This window comes from Sphingobacterium sp. GVS05A, assembly GCF_019969845.1.
In the GTDB taxonomy this organism is placed as follows: Bacteria; Bacteroidota; Bacteroidia; order Sphingobacteriales; family Sphingobacteriaceae; genus Sphingobacterium.
Window position 1 is genome coordinate 326728 of the sequence record NZ_JAHXYR010000009.1, and the last position, 18032, is coordinate 344759.

The 18032-nt window shown below is 39.2% G+C and carries 15 protein-coding genes; 5 read left to right on the top strand and 10 right to left on the bottom strand.

Translation table 11 applies throughout. The features are described from left to right. Positions 1–28 precede the first annotated feature (28 nt). Positions 29–607, top strand: coding sequence for a DUF4252 domain-containing protein (locus LC454_RS21860; RefSeq protein ID WP_223584573.1), 579 nt, complete (start codon positions 29–31; stop codon positions 605–607). An 87-nt stretch (positions 608–694) separates the two neighbouring features. Here the strand turns inward: LC454_RS21860 and hemL are convergent, their stop codons facing one another. The 5 genes from hemL to LC454_RS21885 form a co-directional block, all read right to left on the bottom strand. Further along, positions 695–2005 (bottom strand): glutamate-1-semialdehyde 2,1-aminomutase, encoded by a 1311-nt coding sequence (gene hemL / locus LC454_RS21865; RefSeq protein ID WP_223584574.1) that lies wholly within the window; start codon positions 2003–2005, stop codon positions 695–697. Positions 2006–2283: 278 nt separating this feature from the next. Next, the gene (gene hemB, locus LC454_RS21870) at positions 2284–3252 is read right to left on the bottom strand and encodes a porphobilinogen synthase (protein WP_120261678.1); all 969 of its coding nucleotides are present in this window, start codon (positions 3250–3252) and stop codon (positions 2284–2286) included. Positions 3253–3346: 94 nt separating this feature from the next. Next, positions 3347–4933: a hydroxymethylbilane synthase gene (gene hemC, locus LC454_RS21875; RefSeq protein WP_223584575.1), complete on the bottom strand. Its 1587-nt coding sequence runs from the start codon at positions 4931–4933 to the stop codon at positions 3347–3349. Between the two features lie 231 nt (positions 4934–5164). Then, positions 5165–6406 (bottom strand): glutamyl-tRNA reductase, encoded by a 1242-nt coding sequence (gene hemA, locus LC454_RS21880; RefSeq protein WP_223584576.1) that lies wholly within the window; start codon positions 6404–6406, stop codon positions 5165–5167. 219 nt (positions 6407–6625) lie between these two features. Further along, positions 6626–7468, bottom strand: a complete 843-nt coding sequence (locus tag LC454_RS21885) for a hypothetical protein (RefSeq protein ID WP_223584577.1) — start codon at positions 7466–7468, stop codon at positions 6626–6628. A gap of 250 nt (positions 7469–7718) precedes the next feature. Between LC454_RS21885 and LC454_RS21890 the strand changes: the two genes are divergently transcribed. Then, the gene (locus LC454_RS21890) at positions 7719–8117 is read left to right on the top strand and encodes a hypothetical protein (protein WP_223584578.1); all 399 of its coding nucleotides are present in this window, start codon (positions 7719–7721) and stop codon (positions 8115–8117) included. Positions 8118–8152: 35 nt separating this feature from the next. Here LC454_RS21890 and LC454_RS21895 read toward each other — a convergent pair whose 3' ends face one another. The 4 genes from LC454_RS21895 to rbfA are packed head-to-tail and all read right to left on the bottom strand — an operon-like array spanning position 8153 to position 10939. After that, positions 8153–8803, bottom strand: coding sequence for a hypothetical protein (locus LC454_RS21895; RefSeq protein ID WP_223584579.1), 651 nt, complete (start codon positions 8801–8803; stop codon positions 8153–8155). 2 nt (positions 8804–8805) lie between these two features. Then, complete coding sequence (locus LC454_RS21900; protein ID WP_223584580.1) at positions 8806–9894, bottom strand: aminotransferase class V-fold PLP-dependent enzyme; 1089 nt, start codon at positions 9892–9894, stop codon at positions 8806–8808. After that, on the bottom strand, positions 9878–10534 hold the full coding sequence (gene aat / locus LC454_RS21905) for a leucyl/phenylalanyl-tRNA--protein transferase (RefSeq protein WP_223584581.1): 657 nt from the start codon (positions 10532–10534) through the stop codon (positions 9878–9880). The genes LC454_RS21900 and aat overlap by 17 nt, the downstream gene beginning before the upstream one ends. A 30-nt stretch (positions 10535–10564) precedes the next feature. Further along, entirely contained in the window at positions 10565–10939 is a 375-nt protein-coding gene (gene rbfA, locus LC454_RS21910) for a 30S ribosome-binding factor RbfA (RefSeq protein WP_223584582.1), read from the bottom strand. 800 nt (positions 10940–11739) lie between these two features. On the opposite strand from rbfA, the gene argH reads away from it, so the two are divergent. After that, positions 11740–13071: an argininosuccinate lyase gene (gene argH / locus LC454_RS21915; protein WP_223584583.1), complete on the top strand. Its 1332-nt coding sequence runs from the start codon at positions 11740–11742 to the stop codon at positions 13069–13071. Between the two features lie 115 nt (positions 13072–13186). On the opposite strand, the gene LC454_RS21920 is transcribed toward argH, so the two are convergent. Then, positions 13187–14245: an aldose epimerase family protein gene (locus tag LC454_RS21920; protein ID WP_223584584.1), complete on the bottom strand. Its 1059-nt coding sequence runs from the start codon at positions 14243–14245 to the stop codon at positions 13187–13189. Positions 14246–14384: 139 nt separating this feature from the next. Between LC454_RS21920 and LC454_RS21925 the strand changes: the two genes are divergently transcribed. Beyond that, the gene (locus LC454_RS21925; RefSeq protein ID WP_223584585.1) at positions 14385–15743 is read left to right on the top strand and encodes a deoxyguanosinetriphosphate triphosphohydrolase; all 1359 of its coding nucleotides are present in this window, start codon (positions 14385–14387) and stop codon (positions 15741–15743) included. A gap of 168 nt (positions 15744–15911) precedes the next feature. Then, the gene (locus LC454_RS21930; RefSeq protein ID WP_223584586.1) at positions 15912–18023 is read left to right on the top strand and encodes a type IA DNA topoisomerase; all 2112 of its coding nucleotides are present in this window, start codon (positions 15912–15914) and stop codon (positions 18021–18023) included. The last annotated feature ends 9 nt before the right edge of the window (positions 18024–18032 follow it).

Sequence of the window (18032 nt, forward strand, 5' to 3'; positions counted from 1 at the left end):
ATCACAACTGAAAAACAAATTTATACAGATGAAAAGATTACTAACATTGTTATGCCTAATTGGAGTGCTATTTTCATTGCAATCCTGCATCATCAAAAAAGGCTCCAACATGGATTTCGTCAGGGGGTCCAATGTTTCGAATAATGCAGAGATCGTTGCTATCAATTTGCCAATGTGGTTGACAAAACCATTTATCAAAAAGGCCTTGCAGGATGAGAACGGCGAGGATGCAAAGGTAATGGCGGGCATCGTCAAAAAGTTGAAAAAATTCAGGATGATGACATTATCAAATAATGATCAGGAAAAGAATGCATTGATTCTGGAAGATTACCATAAGTTTTTAAAGAAGAACAAATTTGAGGAGCTACTGGTGATCAACAGTGAAGGGGAGGAGATCTCGATTAATGCACGTATTGATAAAGATAATGTGATCAGCCGGGTTTCACTATTGGTCCATGACGAAGGAGATGAAAGTGTATTTATGGATATAAAAGGTAAATTTTCGCTGGATGAGCTTGTTCAAGGATTGAATAAGATAAAATCAAAGGATAAAAAGCTCGCCACTAAATTGGCTGATACCCATACTGTAGTTCAACAGGAACTTTAGCTGAGATAGAGATTCCTTATTAAACAGCATATAAATGCCCCAAGAACTAAAATAGTTTTTGGGGCATTGTAGTATTATACTTTCCTTTTATGAATGAAAGACGATGTCCAAGGCATCGAAAATATGCTTCTTGGCGGTATTTAAATCCGCTTCGGTATGCGCAGCAGAAACAAAACCAACTTCATAGCCCGAAGGACCGAAATAAACCCCTCTATTCAGGAGTTCGCGGTGCATGATTTTGTATGATTCCATGGAAGCAGGATCAATTTCACTTGCTTTCTTGATATCTTCTTGCTCAGTAAATGCAAACCAGAAGATAGAGGCAACATGGAATAATTGTACTTGATAGCCTTTTTCAGCGATATAATTACGAAGATCTTGAACGAATGCCGCAGTTTTCGCATTTAAGTTTGTGTAGAAATCATCTTGCGCCAAAATAGTCAAGGCTGCAATACCTGCTGCCATGGCCACAGGATTCCCTGACAAGGTACCAGCTTGATAAACGGCACCGTCAGGTGATATACAAGCCATAAGCTCTTTGGATGCTCCATAGGCTCCCACAGGCATACCACCGCCTATGATCTTGCCATAGGTGATAATATCTGGCTGGATTTCGTAGTAAGCAGAAGCTCCTTCAAAACCGATCCGGAATCCGGTGATGACCTCATCCATGATTAGCATACTTCCATTTTCTTTTGTGATATCACGTAGGAAATGCATGTATTCTTTGGATTGCATTAATAGACCATTGTTGGCTGGAATACCTTCAATGATCACAGCAGCAATCTGATCTTTAAATTCTGTAAAAGCAGCTCTTAGCGCGTCTTTGTCATTTAACTCGATGACGATTGTTTCATCTGCAAAGGCTTTGGGAACACCGGCCGAAGAAGTTTCTCCGAAAGTAACCAATCCAGAACCAGCCTTCACTAAAAGCGAATCCGAATGACCGTGGTAACAGCCATCAAATTTGATAATCTTATCACGTTTGGTATATCCTCTTGCCAAGCGGATTGCAGACATTACAGCCTCGGTTCCTGAACTGACGAAGCGGATTTTCTCGATATATTTATTTTTTTCAATAATCAATTCGGCGAGTTGATTTTCCAGAGCAGTAGGTGCGCCAAAACTCAATCCTTTACCTAATTGTGCGGCAACGGCCTCGCGAACCTGATCGTTATTGTGTCCCAAAATCAAAGGACCCCACGAACAGCAGAAATCGATGAACTCATTGCCGTCGGCATCCCAAAGATGTGCTTTGTCACCCCGTTCTATAAATAATGGGGTACCAAATACGGATTTAAAAGCCCGAACCGGAGAATTCACACCGCCGGGGAAATATTGTTTTGCTTTTTCAAATAATTCAGCAGATTTTGCTCTTGAAATATCAGGTGCTTGCATAGTCATTATATTTGAATGCGAAGTTATCTTTTTTTGCCAAGATAAGTCTCATGGAAACGTAAGGAATCAAGAATTCAGTGATATTCCTTATTTGAAAGTCGGGGTATCCTCTTTTTTTCGCAATAGTATTTTTTGTTTATTGATAAATAAAGTGATCTCTTTTGTTGAGTTTATTTGATCAAAAAAAGGTTCGAAAACTTAATTTCGAACCTTTTCAATATTTACTTTTGTCTTTGAGCAATTCGCTGTTTTTAGCGCTAAAACCCGATCTTATTTGCCTATATAAAACCTTTTTCCAGAACTTCTTTGGCGTGGTAGGATAAAATTGCTGTTGCGCCCGCACGTCTGAAACTTAATAACGTTTCCAGGATCACACGTTCATCCAGCCAACCATTTTGAATGGCAGCTTTTAACATAGCATATTCACCACTGACATTATACACCGCGATTGGGAGATCAAAATTATCAGCGAGAAGTTTCACAATATCTAAATAAGGAAGTCCTGGTTTAACCATTAGAAAATCCGCACCTTCTTGCGCGTCTAACTGGGCCTCGATAAGTGCTTCTTTTGCATTTGCGGGGTTCATCTGATACGTTTTCTTATCCCCATGTTTAGGAGCAGAACCCAAAGCATCTCTGAAAGGGCCGTAATATGCTGATGCATACTTCGCCGTATACGACATTAAAGACACGTTTGTGAAGCCATTATGGTCCAATAGCTCACGAATATACCCGATACGTCCGTCCATCATATCCGATGGTGCGATAATATCTGCACCGGACTGCGCATGTGCGAGAGCCATCTTGCCCAATACTTCCAATGTTTCGTCGTTTAGGATCTCGCCATTTTCGACAATTCCATCATGACCATCGCTGCTGTAAGGATCCATCGCTACATCGGTAACAATACAGGCTTCTGGGAAATTTTTCTTTACCGCTGCAATGGCGCGTAAATACAAACTTCCGTCACGGTAACTCTCCGTCGCATATTTGTCCTTCAATGATTCTTCAATATTGGGAAATAGGTCAAATGAACGTAAGCCTAATTTGAGGCAGCTCTCTACTTCTTTCAATAAATTATCTATCGAATAGCGATAGATACCTGGCATTGATTTAACCTCGGTTTTTTGATTTTGGCCATCTACAATAAAAAGTGGAAAAATCAAATTTGACGCGTCTAAACGTGTCTCTTGAATCATGTCGCGAATCACGGCAGATTTACGATTTCTTCTCGGACGTTGTAACATTATATTTAATTTATTATCTAGTGATCCAGTGTTGTTCAATTGCAAGGCAGTAAATCCTTTTGCCAACTGCTCAATACTAACTACGCAATACTATTTAATATTCTAAGCCAAAAACAGCCTCTGAGAGGCCGATCTCGTCTGGTGAATAGGGAAGTGTATATGGAACATTCATCTCATCAAACTTGGCTCCGGTTGAACGACCGATGCAGATGACTTTTTGTCCGGGTTCTAAAAGATTGTCCGCAAAATAAGCCTCTACATTACTAGGGCTTGTAAATACCAGTACTTCTGCATTGGATGGATCGACGTCCTCTTCCAGTACAGTCTCATAGACTGGGATATTAATGATTTTAGTCTCTGGACTTAGTGCTTTCTGAATAGTCTCAAGCGATTCCTTTGCACGCGGGATAAGTACCGTTCCACCATTTGCCAATTCGGCAAATTTCTTGGCGATTTCATCCATATTAATACCTTCACTATCACCGGAAAAATCCGCTACGCGATCGTACTTACGTAATATTTCTTCCGAACCACGGCCGATAACGCCAATTTTGGTCTTTTTACTTAACCGAGGCTCCAAATTGAAGAAATGCTCAATCCCGTTCTTACTTGAAAATATGATCCAATCGACATGTTTTAAGATAAAAGGATCCAACTTATTGATGATCGGAAATATTTTGATCAATGAACGGCCTTCGATAGTGATACTATGTTTGGCCATTGCACGGGCGAAGTAGGAATTTTCGTCTACTTCCCTGGAAATAAAGACAGATTGCGGCAACTTACGATCTTTTGCGTACTTGCTGAAAATACGCTCAGCCAATCGAGTTGGATCGGTATCTCTCAAGTATACACGGTCAGGAAAGTCTTCACTTGTATCAGCAATGGAAGCCCAAGCTTCGTACTCATCACCACTTTTGCGGCAATAACATCCAAGTGGTGCATGACATCCAGCGTCAAATTTGTTCAATACCAAACGTTCTACAGCAATGGTTTTAGCAACCTCATTGTTATTTAATGGTTGCAATGCAGTAAAGAGTTCTTTGTCGACTTCACGGATCTGAATAGCTAAGACACCTTGTGCCGGAGCAGGGATAATTTCTACCGGTGGAATTTCTTCGACATGAAAGTCTGTGATATCCATTTCGATACGGCTGATACCGGCTTTTGCCAGCACAATCGCATCGTATTGCTCGTCGCGCAGCTTCTGCATTCTTGTTTGGAGGTTACCTCTTAGATCGTCGAATTCGAGGTCTGGGCGTAAAGCCGATATTTGTGCTTTTCTACGGTTGGAAGATGTTCCGACAGTTGCGTTATGTTTTAGGGATAGACGCTTCTTGATATCTACGCAATCCTTGTGGATAATCAATAATTCGGAAGGATCCTCCCGTTCAGAAACAGCCGCAATAATCAATCCCGGCGGATTGATTGTAGGTAAATCTTTGTGTGAGTGTACAGCTAAATCTATGGTTCCATTCAAAAGTTCCTCCTCAAGTTCTTTGGTGAAAAATCCTTTACCTTCCAATTTATCCAGACGGAGGTGCTGAATAATATCACCTTGAGTTTTGATGACTTTTAACTCTGCTCCGATACCGATTTCCTGTAGTCGGTCTTTCACAAAATTTGCCTGCCACATTGCAAGAATACTTCCCCGGGTGCCAATAATTAGTTTTCTATTCACGTTAATTTACTTTACCTATTAAAATGTGTTTAATACCATTTATCGAAGCAAAAATAAATAAATAGGTGGAATATGTTGACACGTTACTGTCATTATCTAAAAGGAAATGATTGATAAACCGAAAATTAGAATAGCGGTAGGGCTATGACAAAAAGGAAACCGCATACGAACACCAGTGTTGGTCACCTGTTAAGAAAGTAACACATGTATTTTGTCAGGAAATGATTATAATTAGTTTTTCTCGATCTCAGGTGTTTTAACCAAAATCTCTTTCGCCATTACCATTGGAACTTTGATGTATTTCTTTTCCATATAGTTAATGACTTTTTCCAATACTTCTCTTGCTTCAGGTGTCAATGCCTGTACTTCTTGGGCAAAGACCTCGTTTAAAGCAAATGATTTGATTTCTTTAATCTTTTCAGGAACTTCACGCATGGCGACCTCTACACGTCTCTGTTTGATGAGTGGTAAGAATTCCTGAATATTGTCTTGGATGATTTTTTCTGCACTATCCAATTCATTATAACGTTCCTGGATATTTTTCTCCGCAATAGCTTGCAGACTACTGACTTCGATGTAATGAATCGGGTGATTTTTGATTACTTCGGCATCAATATCATTTGGAACAGCTAAATCAATGATAATTTTCTTGTCGGTTTCACCATTTAATAGTGATTGGTACAAGGTATTATCAATAATTGATGTTGGAGCACCGGTACATGTAATCAGAATATCAAAACCTTCTTTGTATTCGTTAATGCTAGCAAGCGGATACGCCTCAGCGTTTAACTCCTCAGCTAATGCTTTTGCGTTTTCAAGCGTGCGATTAAAAACGACAAATTTGGCTTTTTGATTTTTTTGGAAATATTTCGCTAAGTTTTGGTTTGTTTCCCCTGATCCGATAATGACGATTCTAGGGTTTTCAATTAACTTTAATTCGCGTAGTTTGCGGTAGGCAAGAGAGACAACGGAAATCGGGTTTCTGGAAATTTTAGTATAGGTATAAACTTCTTTTGCTGTCTTTACCAATCTGTCCATCATTAGACGAAGGAAATCACCCGTGAAACCAGCTTCTCTACAGCGGTCATAAGCTCTACGTACCTGCGCTAAGATTTCTTTTTCTCCAACAACCAAGCTTTCAAGCGAGCAGGACATACGAAGTAAATGATGTAAAGCATCCATTCCTTCATATTTGTTGACCTGACCCAAATAACATTGAAGTCGCTCTTGCGGAACACAGAAATTCAATTTTCCCATAAATTCCGCAATAAATTCGTTGGTCAATTCGTGAGCTCCATAAAATACAAACTCTACCCGGTTACAAGTACCAATGTAAAAGATCTCCGGAATATCTAGGCTGTGCTTTAGGCTAATGAGGCGACTTTCTAAATCCTCATTGCAGATCACTAGATTACCTAGATCTTTTAATTCGACATGTTTATGAGTAAACGCTAATACTTTAAGATTTTTCAAAGCTCTAATCCCTCGCTTATATTTAACGGTACAAATGTAGCTTAAATGCTTTGTGCTTGTGTCAAAAATCTGTCAAAGGGATTAATTTAGAAAGATTTTAAATAGATGTTTTTTGTGATTAATAAGTTGTAATTTAGTGTGTTATATTTTATTTTTCGAATAGATGATTTTCATCACGTTGATGTGTGATGAAAATCTCGGTCTACCGAAGGCATTAAACTATTCATTATTGCCTGTATTTGTTTGTGCTGAGTCTATAGTTATGTCTTCCAATTCCTCCATATAAGGGCCCTCTTCAGCAGTGGTTGCTTCTTTAATTTCACTGTCACTATACTGATAATAGGTATCAAAAGTTTTTGTTCCTTTATTGTAAATCAAGGCATATTTAGAACTTTTGTTTTTAACAATAATTCCATCGGCTGGAGCGGGCACTAATTTCATCTCATCCATAAAAATCTTCTGTCCTTTTTTAAAACTATTGATCAAAGGAAGTTCACTGGAATATTCTTTCCAAAACAAAATATCTCCTTTTGCTGATATAATCCAGATCGCACTGCTTTGATAGTCATTCTTTTCGACAAGAAACGCCATTTCTTTGTTCCAATTATCTGCGTCATGACGATCAGTAAAATTACCGTAACAGAATACCGATTTTGCACGATCCTTTATACGGGTAAATTTATAGATGGGCTTATCACCAGAAGGTTCCAGGTAGCTATTCCCCATAAAGATTTTTGTAATGCCTCTGCGGTAACGTAATGGAATATTGTCATATTCAGGGATTGTAAAGATGGCATTGTTCCAATGGGCGTAGTCATCAATGGAGCTCCAGCCATCGGCCTCTTCGAGATCCTTTGGATCTGCATTCTCAAATCCGTCTACGGCTGTTGCTGCACTATCTACAGGTATAGCATGAAGGTCTTGCCGTTTGACAAAATTATAATATCCCCCACCGGCAAGTATGGCCAATAGCAAGACAATTCCGAAAAAAATATATTTTTTTTTCTTTGATTTCGGCTGTGGTATCTGCTCCGCTGCAGTTTCTTCAAACGCTCTTTTCATGTTTAATATCCGGCTTAAATTTAAAATAAACTTTCAGGTAGGAATTCCTTTCAAATACTCTTCTAACCCAGTTATTACGCGATTAATTTTGCTCGCTTTACTGTTATTTTTTGAGGTATAGCTCTTTGTTCGGAATTCTGTACGAGAATTTCGTTTTAAAAATAGATTAATTTTTCAGAAAATTGAAGACAAGTTATATAAGTGGCGATATTCAACTTATATTCGTGTCAATTTTAAAGTAATTTGAACCATGGTCATCATTAGGAAGTATTTTGCCATTGTTGGACTTATCGTTTGTTTTTTGTCCAGTATGACTCCATTTTTAAAAGTTCCTATCAAAGGTAATTGGAACCTTTATCAGGTGGACGCCTATTTATTTTTTATTACTATGCTGATTTTGGGAATAACAGCATTGTTATTTTTTGTTCGTGCGGTTCGCGCCTATCAATGGATGACCAGATTGGCAGCATGTTGGTATCTATTAAGTGTTTCTGCAGTATGGTTTAAAATCAACAACTATTTTGACTGGGGTTTTGCGGACAAACTGCTTTCCAAATCACTCCATATGCGTTGGGGCTGGATAGTCTATCTAATCGGTATTCTGTTGTTGTTGTTGAGCACAAAGAAGATTGGGGCAACAAATGAATAGGGCATTAAAAAAATAAGCTAGATAATTTATCTAGCTTATTTTTTGTTTGGACGATGCGGTATAAAATGCGTCTTTAATTTATCTAGCCCTAAATCTTCTTCAATTTTGTCCAGTTCATAAGACCAGATTTTTTCATCCAAAATTTCATGAAGCACCTTTGGATTAGTCAGGTCCACAGGACGTACACGTTGTTCCTTATTGATCGGATTAGTCAGTTCCTGCAAACTGCTGCTATGTCTAATGATTTGAAAACGGAATGTTGGCCATTTACCCACATTAGCAAAGTTTCCTGTATAGAATTGGATGAAATCATGTGGTGGTATTTTATTGCTAAAAAGTCCTTTCACTTTATTTGCTGTAGCTTCAGAAACCGATACGAGGAGTTCATAACTTGTCTCATTGATGATATACAACTTGGCTAATCCATCTTTGTGATCTCCGGAAATGGCCAGTAAAATCCCTTTTTCGATAAATCGGTTTGGGGTCAACGGAGTTGCATGTTGATCAAGCTCATCATCCGCTCGTCGCATATTTCCAAAAACGAGGGTTATCTTGTCCATAGGAACAGGAATTTCGAATCCTGTTTCATCCGTTACTCCTACAATATTGTTGGCTTGCATGGAAGTGATATGTCCTTCAATGGGCTCATCTACAAACCTGACTAAGTCGCCTATTCTAAATTTCATGGTTAATTTATTTTTGTATCTATAATATGTAATAGCTTTTCAAGATCTGCATGGTCATTGTAGAGGTGGAATCCAACACGAATGCCAGTGCCGCGAGGAAAACATTTTATACCCTCATCTATCAGGAGTTGAAAATTGTTTGGGTTAATCTGTATATTGAAGATATTGCTTTGTGGACGCCTATTGATAATGCTATCCAGTAGTAGCCCTCTATTGGCCAGTTCAACTCGCGCTTGCGCCACCAGATCTTGTGTGTATGAAACTGTTTCAGGATAACCCCATTGTTCAAACTGCATCAGAGACTGTTGTAGGGTTCCATGAGCTAAGGTGTCCAAATGCCCCGGTTCAAAACAAAGTTGAACGACAGATTTATTCATCCATTGATTGTTGAGATAACTGTAGTTTTTCTGTATGTCAGCGTAGAGGATTTCTTTAAGCCGATCGTTTAATAGAATAAAACCATTTCCGAATCCAGCCATAAGCCATTTATATCCGCTACTTAGCACAGCGTCGAAGCCTGAGGAATTAAAATCAAATAAATCTGTTCCTAAAAATTGTGTACCATCACCAATAATTAGCAATTCAGGATGCTGATGTTTTAATTCCTGTATAAAAGAAAGGTCTATTTTTAAACCAGAGATATACTGAACAATCGATAGAATAAGTACATCTGGCTTAAAGTTAGCTATAGCATCCAATATATTAGCCTCAAGCTGTTCGTCCATAGTGACGAAGCTGTGCTCAAACCCAGTTATTATTGTTGGGAAATTTACCGAAGGATAATCATTATCCAAAAGCAGAACCTTATAATGCTTAGGTAGGCCCGCTAACAATGCGTTGAATGCAAAAGAAAAGCAGCTTGACAGAAAAACGTTGTTTCCGGAGCAATTGAAGAATTGTCCAAGTGTATTTCTGCAGGAATCCAAGGCAGCAGCCTGTTGTTCACGAAGTGTTGTGTTCGAATCATGGAATTCTTGGTCCCGTTGCGCACGCCATTGTTTTGTTTCACGTGAAAGTAGACCTGAGCCAGGTGTAGTCAAGTAAGTTATCGCTGTGTCAATATCGAAATGTTTGCTATAGGGGCTGTTCATATCTTGGATCTTTTGTTAGTATTGCTAAATAATCTAATAGGGGAAGGTATTCACCGCCCATACTCTCCAAATGGACGGTATGAAATTGGCAGTCAATCAACTGTAGGTCTATTTCTTGTGCGAGATAGATCAACGCAGCTTTGGATGCATTAGGTACTTTGGAAAACATGCTTTCTCCACAAAATACACCATTGATCAGAACGCCATAAAGTCCGCCTACAAGTACCCCCTCTTGCGACACTTCAACAGAGTGGGCATAGCCCATGGTATATAGGTTTGTATAGGCCCTGATCATGTCTTCTGTGATCCATGTTCCATCTTGATCCTTTCTATTGATCGAAGAACAAGATCTAATGACTTCATCGAAGTTTTTGTCTATGGAGATAGAAAATGTATTCTTCCGTATACACGAAGCCATACTCTTACTGATCTTTATCTTGGATGGATAAATGACGAAGCGTGGATTAGGGGCATACCATAATATTGGGCTATCATCACTAAACCAAGGAAAAATACCATTGCTATAAGCTAATAATAGCCGTTCAGCCGAAAGGTCACCTCCGATGGCCAATAGGCCATCTTTTTCGGCGTAGCTCGGATGTGGAAAATCCAGCTTTTTGCTATCCAGTTCAAATATCATTGATTCTTAGATCAGCCAGTTTAAGGTATATTATTCTTCTGGTTGGCGTGGCTCTTTACTTATTTCTTCAAATAATTTGTCCATGTGCTCCACATATTCATTGGTATCATCAAGGAAAAAGTCCAATTGAGGGACAATTTTTACCTGGTTTTTAATTTTTGATCCCAACTTATAGCGTATCTCAGATGTTTTGGTACGAATAGCTTTAATATCTTCCTGTGCAGTCTTCGTGTTTAGAAAGCTTAAATAAACACGTGCGATAGCTAGATCGGGAGTAACTCGAACACGTGTAACCGTAATGAATGCCCCTGGAGCCCATGCCTTGCCATCGCGTTGAAATAATGATGCTAAATCCTGTTGAATGACCCCAGCAAAACGTTGCTGTCTCTTGCTTTCTGTTCCCATCGTATACGTTTTATGTTGAATATTCTCAATATGATACACAAAGATAAGTATTTTAGGCAAGAATATACGCTACATGTTGACTAACTCCAGTGGTATGAATACGAAAAAAGGCACATCTTGGTTTGACGTGCCTTTAAATTTCGATTCACAATTGGTTAGGTAATTTCTTGCAAGTTTTAAGACGTTGGGGTCTATCATATTTGGTTCTAAAATTCGGTGTATTTAAAGTGGTAAGTATTTACTAACCTTACCGGCTTTTATTTTTTCATCTCCCTTACACTACAAACATAGGAATACTTAAAAAACTGACAAAATAAGTTTTAAAAATAAAGTGAGTGCTTACTTATAAAATGTGTTTATTGCGATTTAACAAACTTTTAACATTTGTTTTTTTTTGTAACAGCGTTTTTCCTACGTCAAAAATTCTACTTTTTACCCTTTCCATGAATAATGTTGAACCTAAAACAGCTTGGCATTGATATAACCATTTGCAATTGGTATTTTTGTCATGTTAATAATATATATAAATATCCGTAATCAATTCGATCGTTTTAGAACCGCAGATAGTATAATGAGCTTATGATTGTTTCATGCGCAAAAAAAAAATGGATACAGCGTATGATCGTGTGATGGATATAAAAAAACTTATCGCTGTAAGGCATATAAATGTCTTTAATGCGGGGATATAATGACATACAAATAAATATTCTGAGAAAATTATTGTGGGCTATGAGCAGCAGCTAAACCGAAATGAATAATCGGCTCATCATAATTTCGTTATCATAAAACAAAATATATTAATGAAAATCTGGCAAAAAAATATAGATGTTGATTCATTTGTGGAATCATTTACTGTAGGTAATGACCGTGTGATGGACCTACAACTTGCAGCAGCGGACGTATTGGGCTCTTTGGCGCATACACGTATGTTAAATAGTATCAACCTCATGACTGATGAAGATCTTGTTGTGGTACAGAAGGAATTGAAAAATATCTATAAAGAAATTTTAGCAGGGGATTTTCAGATTGAAGATTCGGTAGAAGATGTACATTCACAGGTTGAGATGCTACTTACACAGCGTATCGGTGAAGCAGGAAAGAAAATTCATTCAGGTCGATCCCGCAATGATCAGGTACTTGTAGATCTGAAATTATATTTCCGTTCCGAAATCCAAAATATTATTCAGAATACGGAATCTTTCTTCAATGAATTGATTCAACTTAGTGAGCGTTATAAGCATATTTTGATTCCGGGATATACACATCTTCAAATTGCGATGCCTTCATCCTTTGGTTTGTGGTTTGGCGCTTATGCAGAAAGTTTAGTGGATGACCTTGAAATGATGAAAGCTGCATGGAAGGTTTGTAATAAAAACCCGCTGGGATCTGCTGCGGGCTATGGTTCATCTTTTCCACTAAATAGAACGATGACAACCCAGTTATTAGGGTTTGAAGATTTGAATTATAATGTAGTTTATGCACAGATGGGGAGAGGAAAGACCGAGCGTATTCTGGCACAGGGGATGAGTTCTATTGCGGCAACCCTAGCTAAATTCGCGATGGATGTCTGTCTATATATCAATCAAAATTTTGGTTTTATATCCTTTCCAGCGCATTTGACAACGGGCTCCAGTATAATGCCACATAAAAAAAACCCTGATGTATTTGAGCTAATTCGGTCCCGTTGTAATAAAATTCAGGCCTTACCAAATGAAATCGCTTTGATGACAACGAACCTTCCTTCAGGTTATCACAGGGATCTTCAGTTGTTGAAAGAAAATCTATTCCCAGCATTTAAGTCACTTAATGAATGTCTTGAAATAGCCACGTTTATGCTGGCAAATATTTCTGTAAAAGACAATATTCTTGATGACCCAAAATACGATTATCTATTCTCGGTAGAGGTTGTAAACAATGAGGTGCTCAAAGGTGTGCCTTTCCGTGAAGCGTATCGGACTATTGGTATTGATATTGATGAAGGGCGTTTCAAACCGTCCAAGGAGGTGAATCATACACATGAAGGCAGTATCGGGAATCTTTGTAACGACCAGATTCAGCGCATGTTTCAGCAGGTGAAAGCGACTTTCGAATTCGAAAAGGTAGAAAAGGCCCTGGAAGAATTGGTGAAATAGGAGCGGTGTGTATCGTTGAGCTTACGAATGAAATTGAAGCGTTTTCACGGAGGGGAATACGCTCTTAAATACAATGAGAAAGGACCAAATTCTTAAAGATTTTGGTCCTTTCTTGTTATTTCTTTATTGAAAACTTGAAGTGCGTTTCAGAATCAAATTGCGCTCCGGCTTTTAACAATGTTGAAGGAAATTCAGCTTGATTGGGGCTGTCGGGGAAATGTTGCGTTTCCAGACAGAATCCCGCATAGGGTAAATATTTATTTCCTCTTTTCCCTATGTCGTTCCCTGTCATCCAATTCCCCGTGTAAAGCTGCACGCCCGGCTCGGTAGTAAATACATCTAGCTGTATTCCTGTATTTTTTGAATAGACCGTTGCGCAAGGCTGCGAGATTGGTTTATTATTGACATAACAATGATCGTAGCCTTTGGCCGAGATGAGCTGCTCATCATTTTCTGTAATATCCTGCGCAATCTTTTTTGGGGTTCTAAAGTCAAAAGGAGTGCCTTCGACCGGTACGACCGCATAGGGTATTTGATTTTCATCGACAAAGAGCACGTCATCTGAATTTATTTGAAGCACCTGTTGCAATACGTCTCCACTCCCTTCTCCATCAAGATTGAAATAGGTGTGATTTGTTAAGTTAACATGTGTGTCAGCATCTGATTGCGCGTGGTATTTGATGACGATTTCGTTGTTTCTGGTTAGGGTATAAGAAACCATTACTTTTAAGTTCCCAGGGAAGCCTTCTTCACCATCTTTAGAAACATAGTAAAATTCTACATGAGATTGATAGGTAACTCTGCGATCCCAAACTTTATCGTGGAAGCCTGAGATACCCCCATGCAAACAATTGACCCCATTATTTTGAGGAAGTGTATACGGATTTCCATTGATTTCAAATTTGCCATTTGCAATACGGTTTGCAAAACGGCCAGCAGTACATCCATGGTATTTTTCGTCCGATTCCAGATAGCCCTGAATTGAATCAAAGCCAAGCGCAACATCAACCAGATTACCTTTGTTGTCGGGGACTAAGATACTGACAATGCGAGCACCATAATCCGTTAAGAGCACCTGCATGCCACCCTCATTTTTTAATAAAAGTAAATGGGTATTTTTCCCCTCTATAATGCCTTCAAAATATTTTGGAATAAGTGATTGATATTTAGTCATGATTGTTCCTGTTGGTATTGAAAGCTAAAGATACAGAATATTACCTGTATAAAAATGACCTCGGTAACAGCTGCCTGTAAAATTTTTCATTTTGAGATTTGGTTCAAACCAATTATTGGAGAAATGGTATATTTGCGCTATGTCTGAAAAAATGAACTGGAAAGATTTGCTTTCTGCAAAACGCTGGGGGTATGAAGATAGAACAGCTGATAGCTACCTTGTGGCTCGATCGGAATTTCAACGGGATTATGATCGATTGATTTTTTCTTCCCCATTTCGAAGATTACAGAATAAAACTCAGGTTTTTCCGCTTCCAGGCGCTGTGTTTGTACACAATAGGTTGACACATAGCTTGGAAGTAGCCAGTGTAGGTCGCTCTCTCGGCCGTATGTTCTATGCACAGTTAAAGGAAGAAAACCCAAATATAGACTCCGAATATCCGTTCCTACAAGAGGTCGGAAATATTATCTCGGCGGCCTGTCTATCCCATGATTTAGGGAACCCTGCATTTGGACACTCAGGGGAATCTGCGATATCTACCTACTTCACAGATGGAGATGGACGGAAATATCAGGAACAGGTAACAGCAGAAGAATGGGCAGATCTGACCCATTTTGAAGGTAATGCCAATGCCCTGCGGATTTTGACTCACGCTTTTCAGGGAAAAGATCCAAAAGGATTCGCTTTGACCTATACCTCTTTGGCATCTATTGTGAAATATCCTTGTTTAGCTATCGATGGGCATGTCAAAAAAAGCCATCATCGCAAAAAATATGGTTTTTTTACAGAGGAGCAAAAAGCTTTTGAGAAAATTGCGGACGAGTTAGGGTTGCTAAGAGACCCTTCCAATCCCAAGGGCTATTTGAGACATCCCTTGGTGTATCTTGTCGAAGCGGCCGACGATATCTGTTATAATATCATTGATCTGGAGGATGCGCATCATTTAAAAATATTATCCTACCAAGAAGTAGAAGAACTTTTGTTGCCATTATGTGGTTCCGAAAATCTTCGTGACCGATTGGACGGTTTGCTTGATACACCGAGTCGTGTGGCGCTTTTACGGGCTAAGGCAATTAATACCCTCATCAAAGGCTGTGTTGATGTATTTGTCCGTGAGCAAGAACAGTTTTTATCGGGTACTTTTTCATCCGCATTGATGGATGCACTGGATGACAGTATTGTAAAGCAAATGAGCAAAATTTCGAAAATTTCTATAGCGAAGATCTATAATGCGCCAACTGTAGTCCAGATTGAGATTGCAGGCTATCGTGTTATGGATGCCCTGTTGAAAGAGTTTGTACCGGCATACCTCAAAAAGAACAAAAATAATTACGACAAGAAATTAGTTGCTTTGATTCCGGAGCAGTTTTATACAGACAAACAGGACTCCTATTCCAAAATCCGTTCTGTGCTGGATTTTGTTTCTGGAATGACCGATGTATATGCCATTGAACTTTATCGTAAGATTAAAGGAATAACAATTCCGAGTATCGAATAGGTTTGCGAACAATTTAGTTTGTTAACTAGTGATCCTGTTTATCGATTTGTTAAGATCATGCTTACTTTTGTAAGTTATCTTGTCAAAGTAAAATGAAAGTACTCGATAAGCTAAGGGCATGTACATGTAGCATCTCAAATCTCAATATTCAAATCTCAATACGCTAAAATGAAGGTTGTAATAGCTGAAAAGCCCTCCGTGGCTCGTGATCTGGCCCGTGTGATGGGAGCGAAAGAAGTCAAAGATGGCTATATCGCCGGAAATGGCTATGCTTTTACCTATGCTTTTGGTCATTTGGTTCAATTGTGTACGCCTCAGGCTTACGGTTATAATAGCTGGACGATTTCCAATCTTCCCATCATCCCTGCAAATTTTAAACTGGAATCGAAAAAAGTCAAACGGGACGGAAAGCAGATGGATGATAGCGGTGCGGTCAAACAGCTCAATACGATAAAATCACTATTAGAACAGGCCGAAGAAATTATTGTAGCGACGGATGCCGGACGGGAAGGTGAGCTTATCTTTCGTAATATCTATTACTTCTTGGGTTCAAAGGTGCCGTTTAAACGGCTTTGGATTTCAAGCCAGACGGATAAGGCCATCAAAGAAGGTTTCGCGAATTTAAAAGAAGGTACTGAATACGATAGTTTATATATGTCTGCCCGGTCGAGATCAGAATCGGATTGGTTGATCGGGATCAATGCCACACAGGCAATCACTTTGGCTGCAGGTAACAAAGGACTTCTTTCTTTGGGAAGAGTACAGACACCTACTTTGGCGATGATCTGCTCGCGATACCTCGAAAATAAAGATTTTAAGCCGCAGGCATTTTATAAAATCCAGGCAGGCTTTGAGAAAGATAATATAAGCTTTAAAGCTACTTCAAATAAAATAGATAAAAAAGATGTTGCCGAACAGACAATCGCTCGATTGACTGTTGGGACAAATGCGCGTGTTGCTAAAGTAGAGGCCAAAGAGACAAAGGAACAACCCCCTTTATTGTTTGACTTAACTTCCCTGCAACAGGATGCAAACAAAAAATATGGCTACTCAGCCGACCAAACCCTGAGTATTGCGCAGACGCTTTATGAGAAAAAGGTTATTACCTATCCCCGTACAGGATCCCGTTACATCGGTGAGGATGTTTTCGAACAGATAGAAGCGCTTTTTCAGCATCTCTCGGATTATGCAGAGGAATCTATTGCATCCATTGCCAAGAATTTAATCGGGGCAAAGTTAAATAAGCGTTCTGTTGATGACAAAAAGGTAACCGATCACCATGCGCTGTTGGTTACTGATGAAAAGCCCGGCCACATGTTGAAAGAACAGCAAAATATTTACAACATGATTGCTAAGCGTATGGTCGAGAGTTTCTCGGAAGTCTGTATCAAGGATATCACCACAGTTACGATAGATGCACAAGGTGTCGAGCTGATCGCAAAAGGGACGGTCATCAAACAATACGGCTGGCGTCTTTCTGCTGAGCAGATCGAAGCTCCGGATGAAGATAAGAACAACGATGACCAAGACAATGAGAACGCGCAGTTACCTAAGTTGCTGGCTGAGGAATTACTGCAAATATTGACGTTGGAACTTGCTGAGCGTTTTACCAAGGCACGTCCGATCCATACCGAAGCTTCCCTCTTAAAAGCGATGGAAACATCCGGTAAAGAAATTGAAGACGATGAAATGCGTCAGGCGATGAAAGACTGCGGTTTGGGAACACCAGCTACCCGTGCTGCCACGATAGAGACACTTTTTCAGCGCGACTATATCAAACGGGATAAGAAAAAACTGATTCCGACTGAAAAAGGACTGGCTGTGTATAACCTAGTTAAAGATCGTTCGATTGCGAAGGTAACATTGACTGGAAAATGGGAGCAAAAGCTGGAGGAAATGCGGGCCAATAAGGTTTCTTATGATGTTTTTATGAAACATATAAAGGACTACACTGCGAAAATTACCAAAGAATTATTGACACTGCGAATTTCATTGGCGCAAGAGGAAGTCAAACCACAACAAAAGGGGAAAATCAAATGTCCTAAATGTGAGAAAGGCTTAATCCTTCTCTATGATCGGGTGGCACAATGTGATCACTACGCCCGCGGTTGTGATTTTAAGATCTGGCGAACATTGAACGGTATTTTTCTGGAAGAAAAAGAGATGAAGAATCTTTTGGAAAAAGGGAAGACCTCGGAGTTTAAGGGTGTTAAAAACAGTGAGGGAGCTATTGTAAATGCTCCACTTGTATTCGAAAACTTTAAAGTTAACGTGGGATAGGTATACCTA

Excerpts from the sequence above, each read along its gene's own strand:
- LC454_RS21860 (WP_223584573.1), top strand. The coding sequence starts at position 29 with ATGAAAAGATTACTAACATTGTTATGCCTAATTGGAGTGCTATTTTCA.
- hemL (WP_223584574.1), bottom strand. The coding sequence starts at position 2,005 with ATGCAAGCACCTGATATTTCAAGAGCAAAATCTGCTGAATTATTTGAA.
- hemB (WP_120261678.1), bottom strand. The coding sequence starts at position 3,252 with ATGTTACAACGTCCGAGAAGAAATCGTAAATCTGCCGTGATTCGCGAC.
- LC454_RS21885 (WP_223584577.1), bottom strand. The coding sequence starts at position 7,468 with ATGAAAAGAGCGTTTGAAGAAACTGCAGCGGAGCAGATACCACAGCCG.
- LC454_RS21890 (WP_223584578.1), top strand. The coding sequence starts at position 7,719 with ATGGTCATCATTAGGAAGTATTTTGCCATTGTTGGACTTATCGTTTGT.
- LC454_RS21895 (WP_223584579.1), bottom strand. The coding sequence starts at position 8,803 with ATGAAATTTAGAATAGGCGACTTAGTCAGGTTTGTAGATGAGCCCATT.
- LC454_RS21900 (WP_223584580.1), bottom strand. The coding sequence starts at position 9,894 with ATGAACAGCCCCTATAGCAAACATTTCGATATTGACACAGCGATAACT.
- aat (WP_223584581.1), bottom strand. The coding sequence starts at position 10,534 with ATGATATTTGAACTGGATAGCAAAAAGCTGGATTTTCCACATCCGAGC.
- rbfA (WP_223584582.1), bottom strand. The coding sequence starts at position 10,939 with ATGGGAACAGAAAGCAAGAGACAGCAACGTTTTGCTGGGGTCATTCAA.
- argH (WP_223584583.1), top strand. The coding sequence starts at position 11,740 with ATGAAAATCTGGCAAAAAAATATAGATGTTGATTCATTTGTGGAATCA.
- LC454_RS21920 (WP_223584584.1), bottom strand. The coding sequence starts at position 14,245 with ATGACTAAATATCAATCACTTATTCCAAAATATTTTGAAGGCATTATA.
- LC454_RS21925 (WP_223584585.1), top strand. The coding sequence starts at position 14,385 with ATGTCTGAAAAAATGAACTGGAAAGATTTGCTTTCTGCAAAACGCTGG.
- LC454_RS21930 (WP_223584586.1), top strand. The coding sequence starts at position 15,912 with ATGAAGGTTGTAATAGCTGAAAAGCCCTCCGTGGCTCGTGATCTGGCC.